Source organism: Sphaerisporangium siamense (assembly GCF_014205275.1).
Lineage (GTDB): Bacteria > Actinomycetota > Actinomycetes > Streptosporangiales > Streptosporangiaceae > Sphaerisporangium > Sphaerisporangium siamense.
On sequence record NZ_JACHND010000001.1, the window covers coordinates 5,994,949 to 6,010,371 of the forward strand.

Annotated in this window: 11 protein-coding genes; 5 read left to right on the forward strand and 6 right to left on the reverse strand. The window is 72.8% G+C overall.

What is annotated here, in order from left to right:
- Window positions 1-268: 268 nt before the first annotated feature.
- Both BJ982_RS27615 and clsA read right to left on the reverse strand, forming a co-directional pair.
- Window positions 269-2,770: a mannose-1-phosphate guanyltransferase gene (locus tag BJ982_RS27615; RefSeq protein ID WP_184884802.1), complete on the reverse strand. Its 2,502-nt coding sequence runs from the start codon at window positions 2,768-2,770 to the stop codon at window positions 269-271.
- A 96-nt stretch (window positions 2,771-2,866) separates the two neighbouring features.
- On the reverse strand, window positions 2,867-3,445 hold the full coding sequence (gene clsA, locus BJ982_RS27620; protein ID WP_239122665.1) for a cardiolipin synthase ClsA: 579 nt from the start codon (window positions 3,443-3,445) through the stop codon (window positions 2,867-2,869).
- A 166-nt stretch (window positions 3,446-3,611) separates the two neighbouring features.
- On the opposite strand from clsA, the gene BJ982_RS27625 reads away from it, so the two are divergent.
- Complete coding sequence (locus BJ982_RS27625; RefSeq protein WP_184884805.1) at window positions 3,612-4,220, forward strand: class I SAM-dependent methyltransferase; 609 nt, start codon at window positions 3,612-3,614, stop codon at window positions 4,218-4,220.
- Window positions 4,221-4,303: 83 nt separating this feature from the next.
- Window positions 4,304-5,485, forward strand: a complete 1,182-nt coding sequence (locus tag BJ982_RS27630) for an acyl-CoA dehydrogenase family protein (protein WP_184884807.1) — start codon at window positions 4,304-4,306, stop codon at window positions 5,483-5,485.
- Between the two features lie 21 nt (window positions 5,486-5,506).
- On the opposite strand, the gene BJ982_RS27635 is transcribed toward BJ982_RS27630, so the two are convergent.
- Window positions 5,507-6,193 (reverse strand): gamma-glutamyl-gamma-aminobutyrate hydrolase family protein, encoded by a 687-nt coding sequence (locus tag BJ982_RS27635; protein ID WP_184884809.1) that lies wholly within the window; start codon window positions 6,191-6,193, stop codon window positions 5,507-5,509.
- Between the two features lie 536 nt (window positions 6,194-6,729).
- Between BJ982_RS27635 and BJ982_RS27640 the strand changes: the two genes are divergently transcribed.
- Together BJ982_RS27640 and BJ982_RS27645 are read left to right on the forward strand one after the other, a co-directional pair.
- Complete coding sequence (locus BJ982_RS27640) at window positions 6,730-7,848, forward strand: globin domain-containing protein (RefSeq protein ID WP_184884811.1); 1,119 nt, start codon at window positions 6,730-6,732, stop codon at window positions 7,846-7,848.
- A gap of 298 nt (window positions 7,849-8,146) precedes the next feature.
- Window positions 8,147-8,452 (forward strand): ubiquitin family protein, encoded by a 306-nt coding sequence (locus tag BJ982_RS27645; protein WP_184617830.1) that lies wholly within the window; start codon window positions 8,147-8,149, stop codon window positions 8,450-8,452.
- Here BJ982_RS27645 and thyX read toward each other — a convergent pair whose 3' ends face one another.
- From thyX to BJ982_RS27660, 3 genes are all read right to left on the reverse strand, one after another.
- A complete protein-coding gene (gene thyX, locus BJ982_RS27650; RefSeq protein WP_203958834.1) occupies window positions 8,453-9,916 on the reverse strand; it encodes an FAD-dependent thymidylate synthase in 1,464 nt (487 codons plus the stop codon).
- A gap of 67 nt (window positions 9,917-9,983) precedes the next feature.
- On the reverse strand, window positions 9,984-11,168 hold the full coding sequence (locus BJ982_RS27655) for an amidohydrolase family protein (RefSeq protein ID WP_239122666.1): 1,185 nt from the start codon (window positions 11,166-11,168) through the stop codon (window positions 9,984-9,986).
- A 92-nt stretch (window positions 11,169-11,260) separates the two neighbouring features.
- Window positions 11,261-13,393 (reverse strand): anthranilate synthase component I, encoded by a 2,133-nt coding sequence (locus tag BJ982_RS27660; protein WP_184884815.1) that lies wholly within the window; start codon window positions 13,391-13,393, stop codon window positions 11,261-11,263.
- 327 nt (window positions 13,394-13,720) lie between these two features.
- On the opposite strand from BJ982_RS27660, the gene BJ982_RS27665 reads away from it, so the two are divergent.
- Window positions 13,721-15,316: a CocE/NonD family hydrolase gene (locus tag BJ982_RS27665; RefSeq protein WP_239122667.1), complete on the forward strand. Its 1,596-nt coding sequence runs from the start codon at window positions 13,721-13,723 to the stop codon at window positions 15,314-15,316.
- Window positions 15,317-15,423 lie beyond the last annotated feature (107 nt).

Consider the following 15,423-nt stretch of genomic DNA (forward strand, 5'->3'; position numbering starts at 1 on the left):
AAAGGTCAAGATGAGGGCATGCTCGCGGATTCGGACATACTAGTGGGGCTCGCTCGGGCTCTCGCTACGGGGGGCTGGCGGTGCTCCTGACGGCGCTCGCCGTGCGCGCCGCGTCCACGATGTTCCGCTTCGCCCCTTCCTCACTCCTGCCCGGCTCGCCACGCCGGTCCAAAGCTACCGCCCGCGCCGCCCTGTGGTCCATGCGCCGCGCCGTTCGAATGTGACCGGAAACGACGGTTTCGCGGCGGATCGCCCCCCGACCGCGGGGTCAGGTGCCGACCGCGTGCTCGACCACGCGGGCCCAGCGCTCCAGGAGGGCCTGGGCGACGTCCAGGTCGTCTCCCTCGGCCCACAGGTGGGTGACGGCCTCGGAGGGGTCGGGCAGGATGAGCGCCCACCCGCCGTCCTCCTCGATCACCCGCACGCCGTCGGTGGTGTCCAAGCGGTGGCCGTCGGCGGCCTCCACGACCGAGCGCATGACGGCCCCCTTGGCCGCCCACGGGGTCGGGACGGTGCGCTTGAGCATCTTGGCCTGGGGGATGCGCGCGTCGATCTGGCTGAGGGAGAGCCGCGTGCGGGCCACGAGGCCGAGCAGGCGCAGGAACGCGGCCAGGCCGTCCACGGTGGGGGCGAACTCCGGGACGATGAAGCCGCCGCGCCCGTCCGCGGCGAAGATCAGCTCGGGGTCGGCGGCGGCGGAGGTGAGGGCGTCCAGGGCCGTGGAGGTCCACTGCACCTGGGCGCCGTGGAAGCGGCACACCTGCTCGGCGACGCGCGTGGTGGTCACGGGCAGGGCCACCCGGCCGCCGCGCCGCTCGGCCGCCACCAGGTCCAGCACGACGAGCTGGGCGCGCTCCTCGCTGATGAGCTGGCCCATCTCGTCCACCAGGGAGATGCGCTCGCCGACCGGGTCGAAGCGGACCCCGAAGGCGGCCCGCGAGGAGCCGACGAGCTCGGCGAGCCGCTGCAGGTCCCTGCGCCGCTCGGCCAGGGTCTCGGTCGGCGAGAACTCGTCCAGGCGGTTGTTGACCGTGAGGACGTCCACCCCGACCCGGCCGAGCAGGCTGGGCAGCACCAGGGCGGAGGTGCCGCCGGCGCAGTCGACCACGACCTTCATCTCGGCGTCCCTGACGCCCGACATGTCCACCCAGCGCAGCAGTTCGCGGGTGTAGTCCTCCACGGCCCTGGCCGGGAAGCTCAGCTCGGCGATCTCGCCGGGGAAGGCGCGCCGGAACTCCTGGCGGGAGAAGACCCGCTCCAGTTTGCGCTGGGCGTTCTGCGACAGGTCGGCGCCGTTCTCGTCCATGAAGACGATGTCGACGCTCTGCGGGTCGCCCGGGGTGGTGCGCAGGGCGATGCCGCCCGAGGCGCTCTCGTTGGAGGTGTGGAAGCGCGCGACGGGCAGGGGCGCGGCCTCCAGGTCCAGCACGTTGATCGCCCCGGCGTTGAGCGCGCTGATCACGGCGCGCTTGAACGCGCGGGCGGCGCGGGAGGCGTCGCGCGAGGTGATGACCGAGGCGCCCTTCTTCAGGGTGGTGGCGTAGGCGCTGGCCAGGCGCACGCACAGCTCCGGGGTGATCTCGACGTTGACCAGGCCCGAGACCCCGCGCGGGCCGAACAGACTGCGCTGGCCGCGCGACTCCCAGATCACGCTGGTGTTGACGACCGCGCCCGCCTCGATGGTCTTGAACGGGTAGATCTTCACGCCGGAGGAGACGTACGCCTCGGCCTCGATCACGCACTCGTCGCCGACGACGGCGTTCTCCTCGATCCGGGCGCCGGTCATGATGTCGGTGTTCTTGCCGATGACGCAGCCGCGCAGGTGGGCGCTCGGGCCGATGTAGACGTTGTCGTGGACGACGGCGCGGTGCAGGAACGCCCCTTCCTTGACCACCACGTTGTCGCCGAGGACGGTGTACTCGCGCAGCTCGGCGCCGGCCTCCACCTTGGCGTACCCGCCGATGTACAGCGGGCCCTTGAGGATGGCGTCAGGGTCCACCGAGGCGCCCTCGGCCACCCACACGCCCGGCGACATCTCGAAGCCGTCGGCGTCCAGCCGCACCCGCCCGGACAGGGCGTCGGCCTGGGCCTTGAGGTAGCTCTCGTGGGTGCCGACGTCCTCCCAGTACCCGGCCGCGACGTAGCCGTACAGCGGCGCGCCGCGGGCCAGGAGCTTGGGGAAGACGTCGCCCGACCAGTCGACCGGCGTGCCGGCGGCGACCTCGTCCAGGACCTCGGGCTCCATGATGTAGACGCCGGTGTTGACGGTGTCGGAGAAGACCTGGCCCCAGGTGGGCTTCTCCAGGAAGCGCTGCACCCGGCCCTGCTCGTCCACGATGATGATGCCGAACTCCAGCGGGTTCGGCACCCGCTTGAGGCCGATGGTCACCAGGGCGCCGTTGCGCTCGTGGAACCTGATCATGTCGGTGAGGTCGATGTCGGTCAGGGCGTCGCCGGAGATCACCAGGAAGCGCTCGTCGCGCAGCTTGTCGGCGGCGTTCTTGACGCTGCCCGCGGTGCCGAGCGGGATCTCCTCGGTGGCGTAGTGCAGGCTCATGCCGAGCTCGTCGCCGTCGCCGAAGTAGTTGCGGACGAGCGCGGCCAGGAACTGCACGGTCACGACGGTCTCGGTGAACCCGTGCCGCTTGAGCAGGCGCAGCACGTGCTCCATGATCGGCCGGTTCACCACGGGAAGCAGGGGTTTGGGTTGGTTGGCGGTCATCGGCCGCAGCCGAGTCCCCTCTCCGCCCGCCATCACCACGGCCTTCACGAATCACCCTCCGGAGGTAGCGTCACGGTGGGCACGCGGCCGCGCCGACGCGGATGATCGCGGTGAGATGCCGCGCGGGCGGGCCACCCGGTGCGATCATGCCCGGCCCGCCTCCTCGATGAGCCGGCGTCCCTGAACCACGTACAGCGCCCCCGCCCACCAATACAGACCTGTTCCCCAGATGGCGAAGGCCCATCCCATGATCCGGGCGGCGTCGGCGTACCAGCCGGCGTGGGAGGCCAGGAACAGCAGCGGGAAGGCGTACAGCAGGCCGGCCGTCGCCGCCTTGCCGAGGAAGTGGACCGGCAGGGCCGAGCCCAGGCCGTGCCGGCGCAGGACGGGCACGCCGAGCAGCAGCACGAGGTCCCTGCCGAGCAGGAGCGCGGTCAGCCACCACGGGATGACCTCGCGCGCGGTCAGGCCGATCAGCGTGGCCAGGATGTAGAGCCGGTCGGCCAGCGGGTCGAGCAGCCGGCCGAGCCTGCTGGTCTGGTTGAAGGCGCGGGCGAGCTTGCCGTCGAGCCAGTCCGACAGGCCCGCCGCCATGAGCAGCGCCAGGGCCCAGCCGTCGGCCTTCGGCCCGAGCACGAGCCACAGGAACACCGGCACGCCGAGCAGCCGCAGCATGCTCAGCACGTTCGGAACCGTCCAGACGCGGTCCTCGGCCGATCTCACCGGTTAGCTCCCCTCCCGCCGAACCTGCTGCCGACCCTACCCGGGGCCGGGCGCGGGGTGGCGGGGCGGGGACGGCCCCTCCTTCCCAGGGGCGAGGCGGGACCCCCGACGAGATCGGCCGATCGGGGGAAGCGAGCACCCCCCGGGGTTCTCTAGGGTCGGAGGCATGGCCGATGACGTCGAGGACGCCAATGACACCGCCCTGTTCTTCCGGCAGTTCGTGCGCTCACCCACCACGACGGGCGCGGTGGCGCCGAGCTCCCTGCGCCTGGCGCGTGTGGTGTCGGCGCCGGTGCCCGAGCGCGGCGACCCGGTGATCGTCGAGCTCGGCCCGGGCACGGGCGTGTTCACCGGCGAGATCCAGCGCCGCCTGGCGGGACGGGGCCGCCATCTGGCCGTCGAGATCAACCCGTTGCTGGCCGCGCGGCTGGCCCGGCGCCACCCGGGGGCGACGGTCGTGGTCGCCGACGCGGCCGAACTGCCCCGGCTGCTGGCCGAGCACGGCCTGGACCACGCCGACGCGGTGGTCAGCGGGCTGCCGTGGGCGGCCTTCCCCGGCGCGCTGCAGGACCGGCTGCTCGGGGCGATCAGCGACGTGCTGGTGAAGGGCGGGGCGTTCACGACCTTCGCCTACGTGCACGCCCGCGCGCTGCCGCCGGCCGTGCGGTTCCGCCGCCGGCTGCTGGAGACGTTCGAGGAGGTCGTGGCGGGCCGCACGGTGTGGGGCAACCTGCCGCCCGCGTTCGTCTACCACGCCAGGCGGCCGCGCGGCTGACCCCTCGCCCGCGGGGCGGGCGCCGTTCTACCATGGCGCCCCCGACGGGTCCCAGGGGACCAGAGAGTTACGGAGAGATCGCCGTGGACTTCACGCTTCCGGACGGCGCCGAGGCGGTAAGGCGGGGCGTCGCGGCCGTGTGCGCGCGCTACGACATGGACTACTGGCAGCGGTGCGAGGCCGGGAAGCGCTGGCCCGAGGAGGTCTGGGCGGACCTGGCCAAGGGCGGCTGGCTGGGCCTGGCGGTGCCGGAGGAGTACGGCGGCGGCGGGCAGGGACTGCTGGAGCTGGCCGTGGCCACCGAGACGCTCGCGGCCTCGGGGGCGGCGGGCGGGTCGGCGTTCACCTACGTGCTCACCCCGGGGTTCGGCGCGCTGACCGTCGCGCGTCACGGCTCGGCCGCGCAGCGCGCCGCGCTGCTGCCGGGCATGGCGGACGGCGAGGTCGAGACGTGCTTCGCGCTCACCGAGCCCGACGCCGGGTCCAACTCGCTGGCGATCTCGACGTTCGCGCGGCGCGACGGCGGCGAGTTCGTGATCAACGGGCAGAAGGTCTGGATCACCGGGGTCCAGCGGGCCGCCTGGATGCTGCTGGTGGCCAGGACCGTCCCGGCGGCCGAGGCCAGGCCGCGCACCCACGGGCTCACCGTGTTCCTGGTGAACGTGCCCGACGCGGTGGCGCGCGGACACCTGACCTACCGGCCGATCCCGAAGATGGGCGCCAACACCACCCCGTCGAACATGGTCTTCCTCGACGACCTGCGGGTGCCGGAGCGTGACGTGCTCGGGGAGGTGGACCAGGGGGCGGCCGTGCTGTGGGACATCCTCAACCCCGAGCGGATCCTGCTCGGCGCGAGCGCGCTCGGCGGCGCGGAGGTGGCGCTGCGGGTCGCGGTGTCCTACGCCAAGGAGCGGGAGGTCTTCGGCCGCCCGATCGGCGCCAACCAGGCGATCGCCTTCCCGCTGGCGCGGGTGAAGGCCCAGATCGAGCTGGCGCGGCTGATGCTCTACAAGGCGGCCTGGCTGTTCGACCAGGGGCTGCCCTGCGCGACCGAGGCCAACATCGCCAAGCTCGCCGCCTCGCAGGCGGCCTGGGAGGCCGCCGACCACGCCTTCCAGACCCACGGCGGGATGGCGTTCTCGCTGGAGTACCCGGTGGCGCGGCTGCTCGCGGACGCCAGGATCGGCAAGGTGGCGCCGGTCACCGAGGAACTGCTCCTCAACTACCTGGCCACCCAGGTCCTGGGGCTGCCGCGCGGCTTCTGAGCGGCGGACGCCGCCCCGCCGTCAGGCGAGGGCGGCCTCCACCAGCGCGTTCACCAGGCGGTTGTCGTCGCCGCGCTCGGGGTGCCACTGGACGCCGACGCAGAACCGGTGGCCCTGCAGCTCCACGCCCTCGACGATCTGGTCGTCGGCCCAGGCGATGGCGATCAGCCCGGCGCCGAGCCGCCGCACGGCCTGGTGGTGGGGGGTGGCGACCTCGATGTGGTCGCCGATCGCCTTGCCGACCTTGCTGGACACGCTGACCTGGATGACGTGCGGCGCCGTCTGGCCGTGCCGGTCGTGGTGCACGGCCTCGGGCAGCCACCGGATCAGCGAGCCGCCGAGGGCGACGTTCAGCACGTGCATGCCGCGCGCCACGCCGAGGACCGGGACGCCGGCCTCGATGGCGGCGTTGGCCAGGGCCGTCTCGAACCGGTCGCGGCGCGGCTGCGGCTCCTCCACCCGCTCGTCCCACTGCTCGCCGTAGAGCGCGGGGTCGACCTCCACGCCGCCGGCCAGGATCAGCCCCTGCAGGCCGCGCACGTAGCCGTCGACGGCTCCGAGGCTCAGCGGGGGGATCAGCACGGGCGCGCCTCCCGCCTTGTCCACGGCCTTCGCGTAGGCGGGGGGCGAGATCGCGGCCTCGCGGACCCAGGTGCCCCAGCGGGCGGCGTCGAAATATGTGGTGATACCGATAAGCGGTCGGGGCATGCGTTCTCCAGGGGCTCGCGCACGGTAGTGCCGCCCTGCGGCGGCACCCAGCCCAGTAGCGGTGGCAGACCCCATCATGGCGCAGAACATTTCCGGTATGTCGCGTATCCCGGGTATCAGTCCCGTCTCACCGGCCTCAGCAGCCCCACCCGTCACATCACCATCACCGGTCCCCGCGCGCCCGGCGCGGCGCCGCCGCAGGAGCGGACGGACCAGAAACGGATTCACGATTTCTCACGACCGCGACGCGTGGCCGCGTGAATGGCCACGGCGAAGACGAATGCGACTCTCGTTTTCCCGGGCTGTTTTTTCGCCGTCCCGATCCGCCATTACGGAGAATCAATGCCCAATTACGAACAGTTCGCTTTCCCGTCACCTTGTGGTGAAACGGTTGTGACGCTCATGACGGAATGGAAGACTCCATTTCGAGCGATCGGCCGAGCCGGGGCCGCCGGACGCTCACCGACCCGGACCCGTCAGGAGGTGGCACGACAAGACCGGAGCGTGATTCCGGTCTATTAGGGTGGCGTCGATAGATGTCGTTGAATCCGCGTCTCGTCAAGGAAAGCTTCTCGGAGATCGAGCCCGTCATGGGCAAGGCCGTCGCGTACTTCTACGGACGGCTGTTCGCCGAGAGCCCCCATCTGCGGGGGCTCTTCCCGCCCGCCATGGACGTCCAGCGGGACCGCCTGTTCGGCGCGCTCACCCGCGTCGTCTGGAGCCTGGACAGCCTTGACGGCCTGCGCTGCTACCTCGGGCAACTCGGCAGGGACCACCGCAAGTACGGCGTGATCGCCGAACACTACACCGCCGTGGGCAACGCCCTGCTGGCCACGATCCGGCGCTTCGCCGGAGACGGCTTCACCCCCGAGGTCGAGGCCGCCTGGGCCGCCGCCTACACCGCCGCGGCCAACATGATGATCGAGGCCGCCGAGGCCGACGCCGGGACCTCCCCCGCCTGGTGGACGGCCGAGGTCGTCGACCACGAGACCCGCGCCCCCGGCGTGGCCGTCCTCACGCTGCGCCCCGGCGCGCCGTTCCCCTTCACCCCGGGCCAGTACGTCAACGTGCAGACCAGCCGCTGGCCGAGGGTCTGGCGCACCTACTCCATCGCCAACGCCCCCCGCCGCGACAACACCCTGCGGCTGCACGTGCGCGCCGTCCCCGGCGGCTGGGTCAGCACCACCCTGGTCTCGCGCACCCGCGTCGGCGACGCCCTCCTGCTCGGGCCGCCCGTCGGCACGATGGCGCCGCCCGGCGGCGACAACCCCCGTAACGTGCTGTGCGTGGCGGGCGGCACCGGCCTCGCCCCGCTCAAGGCCGTCATCGAGCACGTCATCGCCTCCGGCCGGCGCCCCAACATCCACCTGCTCTTCGGCGCCCGCACCGCCGCCGAGCTGTACGACCTCGGCGACCTCATCCGCATGGAGGCCGAGTACCCCTGGCTGCGGGTCGTGCCCGTGGTGTCGGCCGAGCCCGCCTACGACGGCATGCGCGGCACGCTCCCCGGCGCCGTGCGCCGGTTCCACTCCTGGACCGAGCACGAGGTGTACGTGTGCGGCCCGCCCGCCATGGTCAGCGAGACCGTGCGGCTGCTGGAGGACGACGGCGTGCCCCCCTCGCGCATCCACCGGGATCCGGTCCGCGACCCGTGAGCGCCGCCGGGGGCGGGCAACCAGATATCGGAGGACGATCCGGGCGATCTGCCTACCAAATCGCCGGGAGCCCGGCGGGAGCCCCGGCGACGTGACACGATGATGCCGATCCGCGCGCAGCGGCCGACATATCGGCCGGGCCGCGCCGCGCCGTGACGGGGGACGGCGACGACGCCACGCGGCCCGGCACCGCGAAAGGAAGGGCCATCATGCAGGGCATGCCCGCCGCCGACCCCAGGCGGCCCTCTCCCCCCGCCTTTCAGGCCCCCCTCGCCGCGCCGGCGGCGCGCTGACTCCCATGGCCAAGCCGGTCACGCTCGTGACGTTCGTGCTGCCCAGTGTGCTCGGCCACTGGGGCAGCGGGGCGACCGAGGTGCGCGTGTTCGCCGTGGCGGACTCCGACCAGGGCCACCCGACCCTCGGCGCCGCCCTGCACACCCTGCGCCGCACCCACCCCATGCTGGAGAAACGCCTGTGCGACGAGCACGGCGGCATCCGCCGCCACATCAGCATGTTCGTCTGCGGCGAGAACGCCCGGCGCCTCGGCGGGCTGGCCTGCGCCCTGCCCCCCGGGGCCGAGGTGTACGTGCTGCCGGCGCTGTGATCAGGGGGCGACCCGGCCCGAGGCGTTGAAGGCCGCGTGGGTGAGGGGCATCAGCCCCGCCCAGAGCGCCTCCATCTTCTCGGCGACCATCTCGATCTCGCGCTGCGGGAACGAGGGCACCGTGGCCCGCTCGTCCTTGGTGCGCAGCGACAGGAAGTGCATCAGCGAGCGGGCGTTGCAGGTGGCGTACATGGAGGAGAACAGGCCGACCGGCAGCACCGCGCGGGCCACCTCGCGGGCGACGCCGGCCTTCAGCATCTCCTGGTAGGCCTCGTAGGAGTGGCGGTAGGAGTCCTCCATGGCCTCGGTCACGAGCTTGTACTGCTCGTGGTCCCCCGCCACGAAGTCGTACCGCCCGGGCTTCCCCTGCTGCACGAGCTTCCGCTCCCGCCCCGGCACGTAGAAAACCGGCTGAAGCTCCCGATATCTACCGCTTTCCTCGTTGTAGGAGTTATGGACCACGATGCCGTCGGCGATGAAGTTGTGCCATGGACCGGGCATGGAGATGTCGTACGTCTCTTCCTCTCCGTCCGCCACGACCGACACGATCTTCTCGTCGCGGATGCCCAGCCTGGACGGCCGGCGCTCCACTTCCCACGCCTCCCGGCCGGACTTGACCTCGTGACACGAAGCGCAGATGGGAGCGAGATTGTCCTCGTCGAGCGCCAGCTTGAGCTGTCGGCTCACGGGGACCACATGATCCACCTCAAGGTCGGCGAAATCGAAGACACCACCGCATACGTGGCAGACGTCGATCGCACCAACGATCTGCGGCTTCATCCGTGTGGTCCAGAACTGGATCCCTTCGCGCAATCGGCGCGGCACACCGGTGAACTCGCCCACCGGCACGGTCGCTTGAGCCGAGATCAGATCGCCGGGCGCAAGGTCCTTCGCCTTGACCCACGTCCCTTGGGAGAGAAGCGCATGATCCGGCGAGCACCGCAGGACCTTCCCCTGAGCCGTCGTGAGCTTCAAGATCGGCTTCACCCCGCTCTTGAAGACATCGACCATCCGAGTCCATTCGACGAGACCCGTCTCCAAGTTGACGGTCCGCGTGCTCAGATACCGGCATGAGGGCAGCTTGCGCACACGCCCCACCGAGTCACGGACGCCCTCGTGCCAGTCCGCGTAGATGTCCTTGATCTTCTTGTTCACACCGTTCTTCAGCGTTCCGACGGGAATCCGCGCGTCCCCTGGCAGGCACCAGCCGACGCGGTGGCGGTGGAACTCGCGGAAGACGAGGATCGGGGCGCTGATGAAGAAGGTCATCGAGTTGTGCTCGAAGGGGCTGCCGTGGCGGTCGCGCATGAGGAAGTTGATCAAGCCCTTGGAGCGCTCGGGATCCTGGTGGAGGGCCTCCAGGGACTGCTCCCCCGCGGTGGAGACCCGGGCGGCCCACACCACGTCGGAGTCGGCGGCGCTGTGCCGGACCAGCTCCACGGTCACGTCGCTCACGAATTCCACGCCAAAGGCTCCCCTCGTCCGCCCGTCGATGGCCGCGGCCATCGTACTTGAGCCCGGTAGGGCGCGTTCAGAGGCGGTAGACGCGGCGGGCGTTGTCCGACCCGATCATGCGCGCGACGCGGGCGGCGCCGGCGGCGTCCCACTCCCCCCGCTCCAGCCGGGCGGCGAGCGCACGCGCGAGAGCGCGGCGGAAGTGGAGCGCGCCGAGGTGGCAGGTCTCGGCGAGACCGCGGCCGTGCGAGCCGAACAGCATCTTGTGGTACGGCACCAGGTCCAGCAGCTCGCCGACCGGGCAGGCCGGGCCGGCGGCGGGGCCGGGCGGGGCCAGGTCCAGGTAGACGTGGGGGAACACCGCGGTCAGGTGGGCGGCGTGCCGGTGGTAGGGGTGGCAGTTCAGCAGGACCAGCGGCACCCCGGCCGGGTGCAGCGCCTCGGCCAGGCCCGCCGCGAGCGCGGGGTCGCGTCCGCCGTACCCGGAGTCGCGACCCCGGTCCCCGGGGGCGCCGTAGCCGGTGTGGATCTGCAGGGGCAGGCCGTGCTCGCGGGCGACGGCCGCCGCGGTCCAGAGCAGGTGGCGCAGCAGGACGGGGTCGTCGAGGGGCTCCTTGGGGGCGGCGAGCCGCCTGCCCGCGGCGGCGACGACCGCGGCGCGGGCGGGGCGGGCGGGGTCGACGGCGAGGCCGCGGCGGCCGGGGACGGCGGACTTCAGTGCGACGGCGCCGCCGGCGCGGGCGGCGAGGCGCTCCTCCAGGAGGCGGGCGTACGCGGCGGCGGCCGGGTCCTCGCGGGCGACCTCCTCCTCGACGGTCTCCAGGCGGAGGATCTCGTCGGCGGCGGCCCCGCCGAGGCGTCCCATCTCGGCGGCGCTCAGGGTCTGGTCCGGCGTGTCCGCCCCGTCGGCGTCCACCAGGAACGCCACGACGCCGGCCGCGCGCAGGAGCCGCCTGTTGACCTCCTCGGCGCCGAGCTCGGCGCGGCGGGCGAGGTAGACGGCGGGCGGCGCGTGCGGCTCCAGGCCGAGCACGGGGGCGCACCAGCGGCGGACCGCGGTGCCGGCCGGGGTGTCGAAGTGGGTGGTGCCCGGGGCCGGCGGCGCGCCGGCCCCGGCGATGAGCCTCTCGTACGCCGCGCGGGACAGCGCGCCGCCGCGCACGCCGTGGCAGTGGTGGTCCACCAGGGGGGCCAGCAGGGCCTGCCTGACGGGGTCGGGAAGGGTGGACGGCACCGCGCCGGCCATGCCCGCCGGTTCCATCTGCCCTTCCCCCGTTCCCGGGCGCCCGCCCGCCGCGCGAGGACTCTACGGCCGCGCGGGGCCGCCGGGCGCGCCTTCTTCCCGGGCTTTACTCAACTCCGGGACAGCCGGAGCACGTTGGCGATGATCTTGGCGCCGGCGCCGCCCTCGACGGTGAGGATCGACTCGGGGTGGAACTGGACGGCGAAGCGGCGGGCGGCGGTGTCCTCCAGGGCCATGACGGCGCCGTCGGGGGTCTCGGCGGTGACGGTGAACCCCTTGACGCCGGGGCGCTTGGCGTGCAGGGAGTGGTAGCGGGCGGCGGTGAACTCCTCGGGCAGGCCCTCCAGCAGGACGCTGTCGCCCGTGCGGGCGACCCGGCCGCGCTTGCCGTGCTCGGGGTGGCCGAGCAGGGACAGCTCGCCGCCGGCGTGCTCGACCATGGCCTGCAGGCCGAGGCAGACGCCGAAGACGGGCAGCCGGCGCTCGTAGAGGGCGTCCAGCAGGGCCGTGGTGCCGAAGTCGCTGGGCCAGCCGGGGCCGGGCGAGAGCACGACCAGGCCGGGGCCGATCTCGTCGAGCATGGTGAGCGGGAAGCCGTGGCGCAGGGTGACGACGTCGGCGCCGTGGCGGCGGAAGTAGTCGGCCAGGGTGTTGACGAAGGAGTCCTCGTGGTCGACGAGCAGGACCTTGACGCCCTCGCCCGGACGTTCGGGGGCGGGGGCCGGGGCGGTCTCGTGCCGAGGGTCGCCCACGGCGGCGAGCGCGCCGAGCAGGGCGCTGGCCTTCAGCTCGGTCTCGCGCTCCTCGGCGGTGGGGTCGGAGTCGAACAGCAGGGTGGCGCCGGCCCTGACCACGGCCACGCCGTCGCGGACCTGGGCGGTGCGCAGGGTGAGCCCGGTGTTCATGGAGCCGTCGAAGCCGAGGTAGCCGACGGCGCCGCCGTACCAGCGGCGGGCGGTGGCCTCGTGGTCCTCGATGAACTGCATGGCCCAGGTCTTGGGGGCGCCGGTGACGGTGACGGCCCACATGTGGGTGAGGAAGGCGTCCAGGGCGTCGAAGCCGGGGCGCAGCCGGCCCTCGATGTGGTCGACGGTGTGGATGAGGCGGGAGTACAGCTCGATCTGGCGGCGTCCGATCACCTGCACCGTGCCGGGGACGCAGATCCGCGACTTGTCGTTGCGGTCGACGTCGGTGCACATGGTGAGCTCGGACTCTTCCTTGACCGAGCTGAGCAGGGTGCGGATGGCCTCGGCGTCCTCGACGGGGTCGGCGCCGCGCGCGATGGTGCCGGAGATGGGGCAGGTCTCGACACGGTCGCCCTGGACCCGGACGTACATCTCAGGCGAGGCGCCGACCAGGTGCTCGCCCTCGCCCAGGTTGAACAGGAACTCGTAGGGGGCGGGGTTGCTCTGGCGCAGGTGGCGGTAGAAGCCCGCGGGGTCGGCGCAGGGGGCGTGGAAGACCTGGCCGGGGACGACCTCGAACAGGTCGCCGCGGCGGAACTTCTGCTTGGCGGCCTCGACGACGACGGCGTACTCGCCGGGGACGGGGTCGGCGGGCAGCTCGGCGGGCGGAACGGGCAGCGGGACGGACTCGCCGTCGCGGCCGAGCCCGCGGGTGGAGACGCCGTCGACGGTGAACTCGTAGCGGTACTCGCGGCTGGTCTCGCGCTTGCGGTCGATGACGACGACGCGGTCGGGCAGGTGGAGGACCAGGTCGCGCTGGTCGGGGGCGCGTTCCAGCGACCGGCGGATGGGCTCGAACTGGAAGGCGAGGTCGTAGCCGAAGGCGCCGTACAGGCCGAGGTGCTCGTCCTGCCCGGCGAAGGCGGCGATGACCTCGCGGATGGCGGTGAACACGGTGGGCCTGCGGCTGCGCATCTCTTCGGGGAGGATGTCGGAGCTCTCGGCGATGTGGACCTCGACGTGGTCGGGCCCCGGCTCGGCGGTGGGCTTGCCCGCGGCCAGCAGGCAGGAGGTCACCGCGGGCATGACGACCCGGCCGCGGGCGTTGAGCGCGCGGGCGGAGATGGCGCGCCCGCGGGCGACGATCTCCAGCACGGGGTCGGCGTAGGCGAGGTGCCACCGGCTGTAGCGGCCGGGGTACTCCATGCCGGAGGAGAGCACGCCGCCGCGCCGCTCGCCGAGGGAGGAGACGACCTCCTCCAGCACCGACTCCGGAACGTCGGCGGCCGTCACCTCGACCTCGATGCCCCCGGCGGTGGTATATGCGCTCGTTTCCACCCTTGCCCCGCCCTTCTTGATCTTCGATTGGCCCCGGGCGGGCATGAAGAAGGCCGCCTCCCGGGGCGGCCTGTCCGTGGGTATGCGAAACACGCGCCGCCTATGCGGGGCGCCACCACTGAACGGAAGAGCTGTTTCGCATGGTCGAATGCTAGCGGCACGGGCGGGCCGCGCGCCACTTGTTCCGTGCGGTGCGCCGGGGCGAGCCACCTGCGGGAGTGACCTGCGTCACAGCGTCCAGCGCACAATAGCACTAGCATGTTACCAGCGAGTAACGCACGGCTCACATCGACCGGGGGTATGAATCCGCTAGAACGAGGAGCGCTCATGACTCGGTTCCCGCACAGGGTGGTCCTGCACAAGGACCTGCCGGTTCCCATGCCGGACGGCGTCGTGCTGCTGGCCGACCGCTACATCCCGATCGGCGTGAGCGCTCCCCCGGCCATCCTCATCCGCTCGCCGTACGGACGGCGCGGCCTGTTCGGGCTCGCCTACGGCCGGGCCTTCGCCCGCCACGGCTTCCAGGTGATCCTGCAGAGCTGCCGGGGCGGGTTCGGCTCCGGCGGCGAGCTCACGCCCCTGGACGAGCAGGACGACGGGTTGGCCACCGTCGAATGGATGCGCGCCCAGCCGTGGTACGGCGGAAGCTTCGCCATGCACGGCCCGAGCTACCTCGGCTACGCCCAGTGGGCCATCGCCCCCCACGCCGGCCCCGACCTCAAAGCCATGGCCACCCAGGTCACCGCCTCCCAGTTCCGCGACGCCGCCTACGTGGGCGGCTCGTTCGCGCTGGAGGCCACGCTGAGCTGGAGCACGCTGACCGCGATGATGTCCGGCCCGCTGGCCGGGGCCGCCGTCCTGTTCGCCCCGCGCCGCACCCAGCGGGCGGTGATGTCGGGCCGGCCCGTCGGCGAGTTCGACCTGCTGGCCGCCGGGCGCACGCTGCCGTTCTTCCAGGAGGTGCTCACCCACCACGCCGACCCCGCCGTGCCGTTCTGGAAGAAGCGCGACTTCTCGGCCACCGTCGGCGAGGTCGACGCCGCCGTCACCATGACCGGCGGCTGGTACGACGTGTTCCTGCCCTGGCAGCTCAAGGACTACGCGGCCATGCGGGCCGCCGGGCGGCGGCCCCACCTGACGATCGGGCCCTGGCACCACGCCGACGTGCGCCACGGCCGCCTGGCCAACCTGGACGCGCTGCACTGGTTCCGCGCCCACCTGCTCGGCGACGCCTCGGGCCTGCGCGCCAGCCCCGTGCGGCTGTACGTCACCGGGGCCGGCATGTGGCGCGACTACGAGGACTGGCCGGTGCCGGGGATGACGCGGCGGCGCTGGCACCTGCAGCCGGGCTTCGGCCTGGGCGAGGCCGGGCCCGCGAACTCCCCTCCGGACCGCTACCGTTACCATCCGGCCAGGCCCACCCCCGTCATCGGCGGCCCCACCCTGCTCGGCAACTCCGCGCCCCGCGACAACCGGCGCCTGGAGGCCCGCTCCGACGTGCTGGTCTACACCGGCGAGGCGCTGCGCGAGGACCTGGACCTGATCGGCCCGGTCACCGCCGAGATCTACCTGCGCTCCAGCACCCCCTACACCGACCTGGTCGTGCGCGTCTGCGACGTCCACGCGGACGGGACCTCGCTCAACGTGTGCGAGGGCGTGCGGCGGCTCCTCCCAGGCGTCCCGCCCACCGACGAGGAGGGGGTGCGGCGGGTGGATGTCGACCTGTGGCCGATCGCGCACCGCTTCCGCCGGGGGCACCGGGTGCGCGTCCAGGTGGCCAGCGGGGCCTACCCTCGGCTGGCGCGCAACCTCGGCACCGGCGAGCCCCTGGGCACGGGAAGCACGGCGGTCCCCGCCGACCAGGAGGTCTTCCACGACCCCGCCCGCCCCTCCGCGCTGTACCTCCCCCACGCCCGCGCCTGACGGGCCGCATGCCGGCGACCGACCGCCGTCCGGGCACCCCGGCCGCGGGAAGCCTCCGGCGGCCACGTACCGTAATGCCAGCCGACCTCCGCACCCTCCCCCGGCGG

Coding starts and splice junctions, on each gene's coding strand:
- BJ982_RS27625 (WP_184884805.1), top strand. CDS start 3,612: ATGGCCGATGACGTCGAGGACGCCAATGACACCGCCCTGTTCTTCCGG.
- BJ982_RS27635 (WP_184884809.1), bottom strand. CDS start 6,193: ATGCCCCGACCGCTTATCGGTATCACCACATATTTCGACGCCGCCCGC.
- BJ982_RS27640 (WP_184884811.1), top strand. CDS start 6,730: ATGTCGTTGAATCCGCGTCTCGTCAAGGAAAGCTTCTCGGAGATCGAG.
- BJ982_RS27645 (WP_184617830.1), top strand. CDS start 8,147: ATGGCCAAGCCGGTCACGCTCGTGACGTTCGTGCTGCCCAGTGTGCTC.
- BJ982_RS27655 (WP_239122666.1), bottom strand. CDS start 11,168: ATGGAACCGGCGGGCATGGCCGGCGCGGTGCCGTCCACCCTTCCCGAC.
- BJ982_RS27665 (WP_239122667.1), top strand. CDS start 13,721: ATGACTCGGTTCCCGCACAGGGTGGTCCTGCACAAGGACCTGCCGGTT.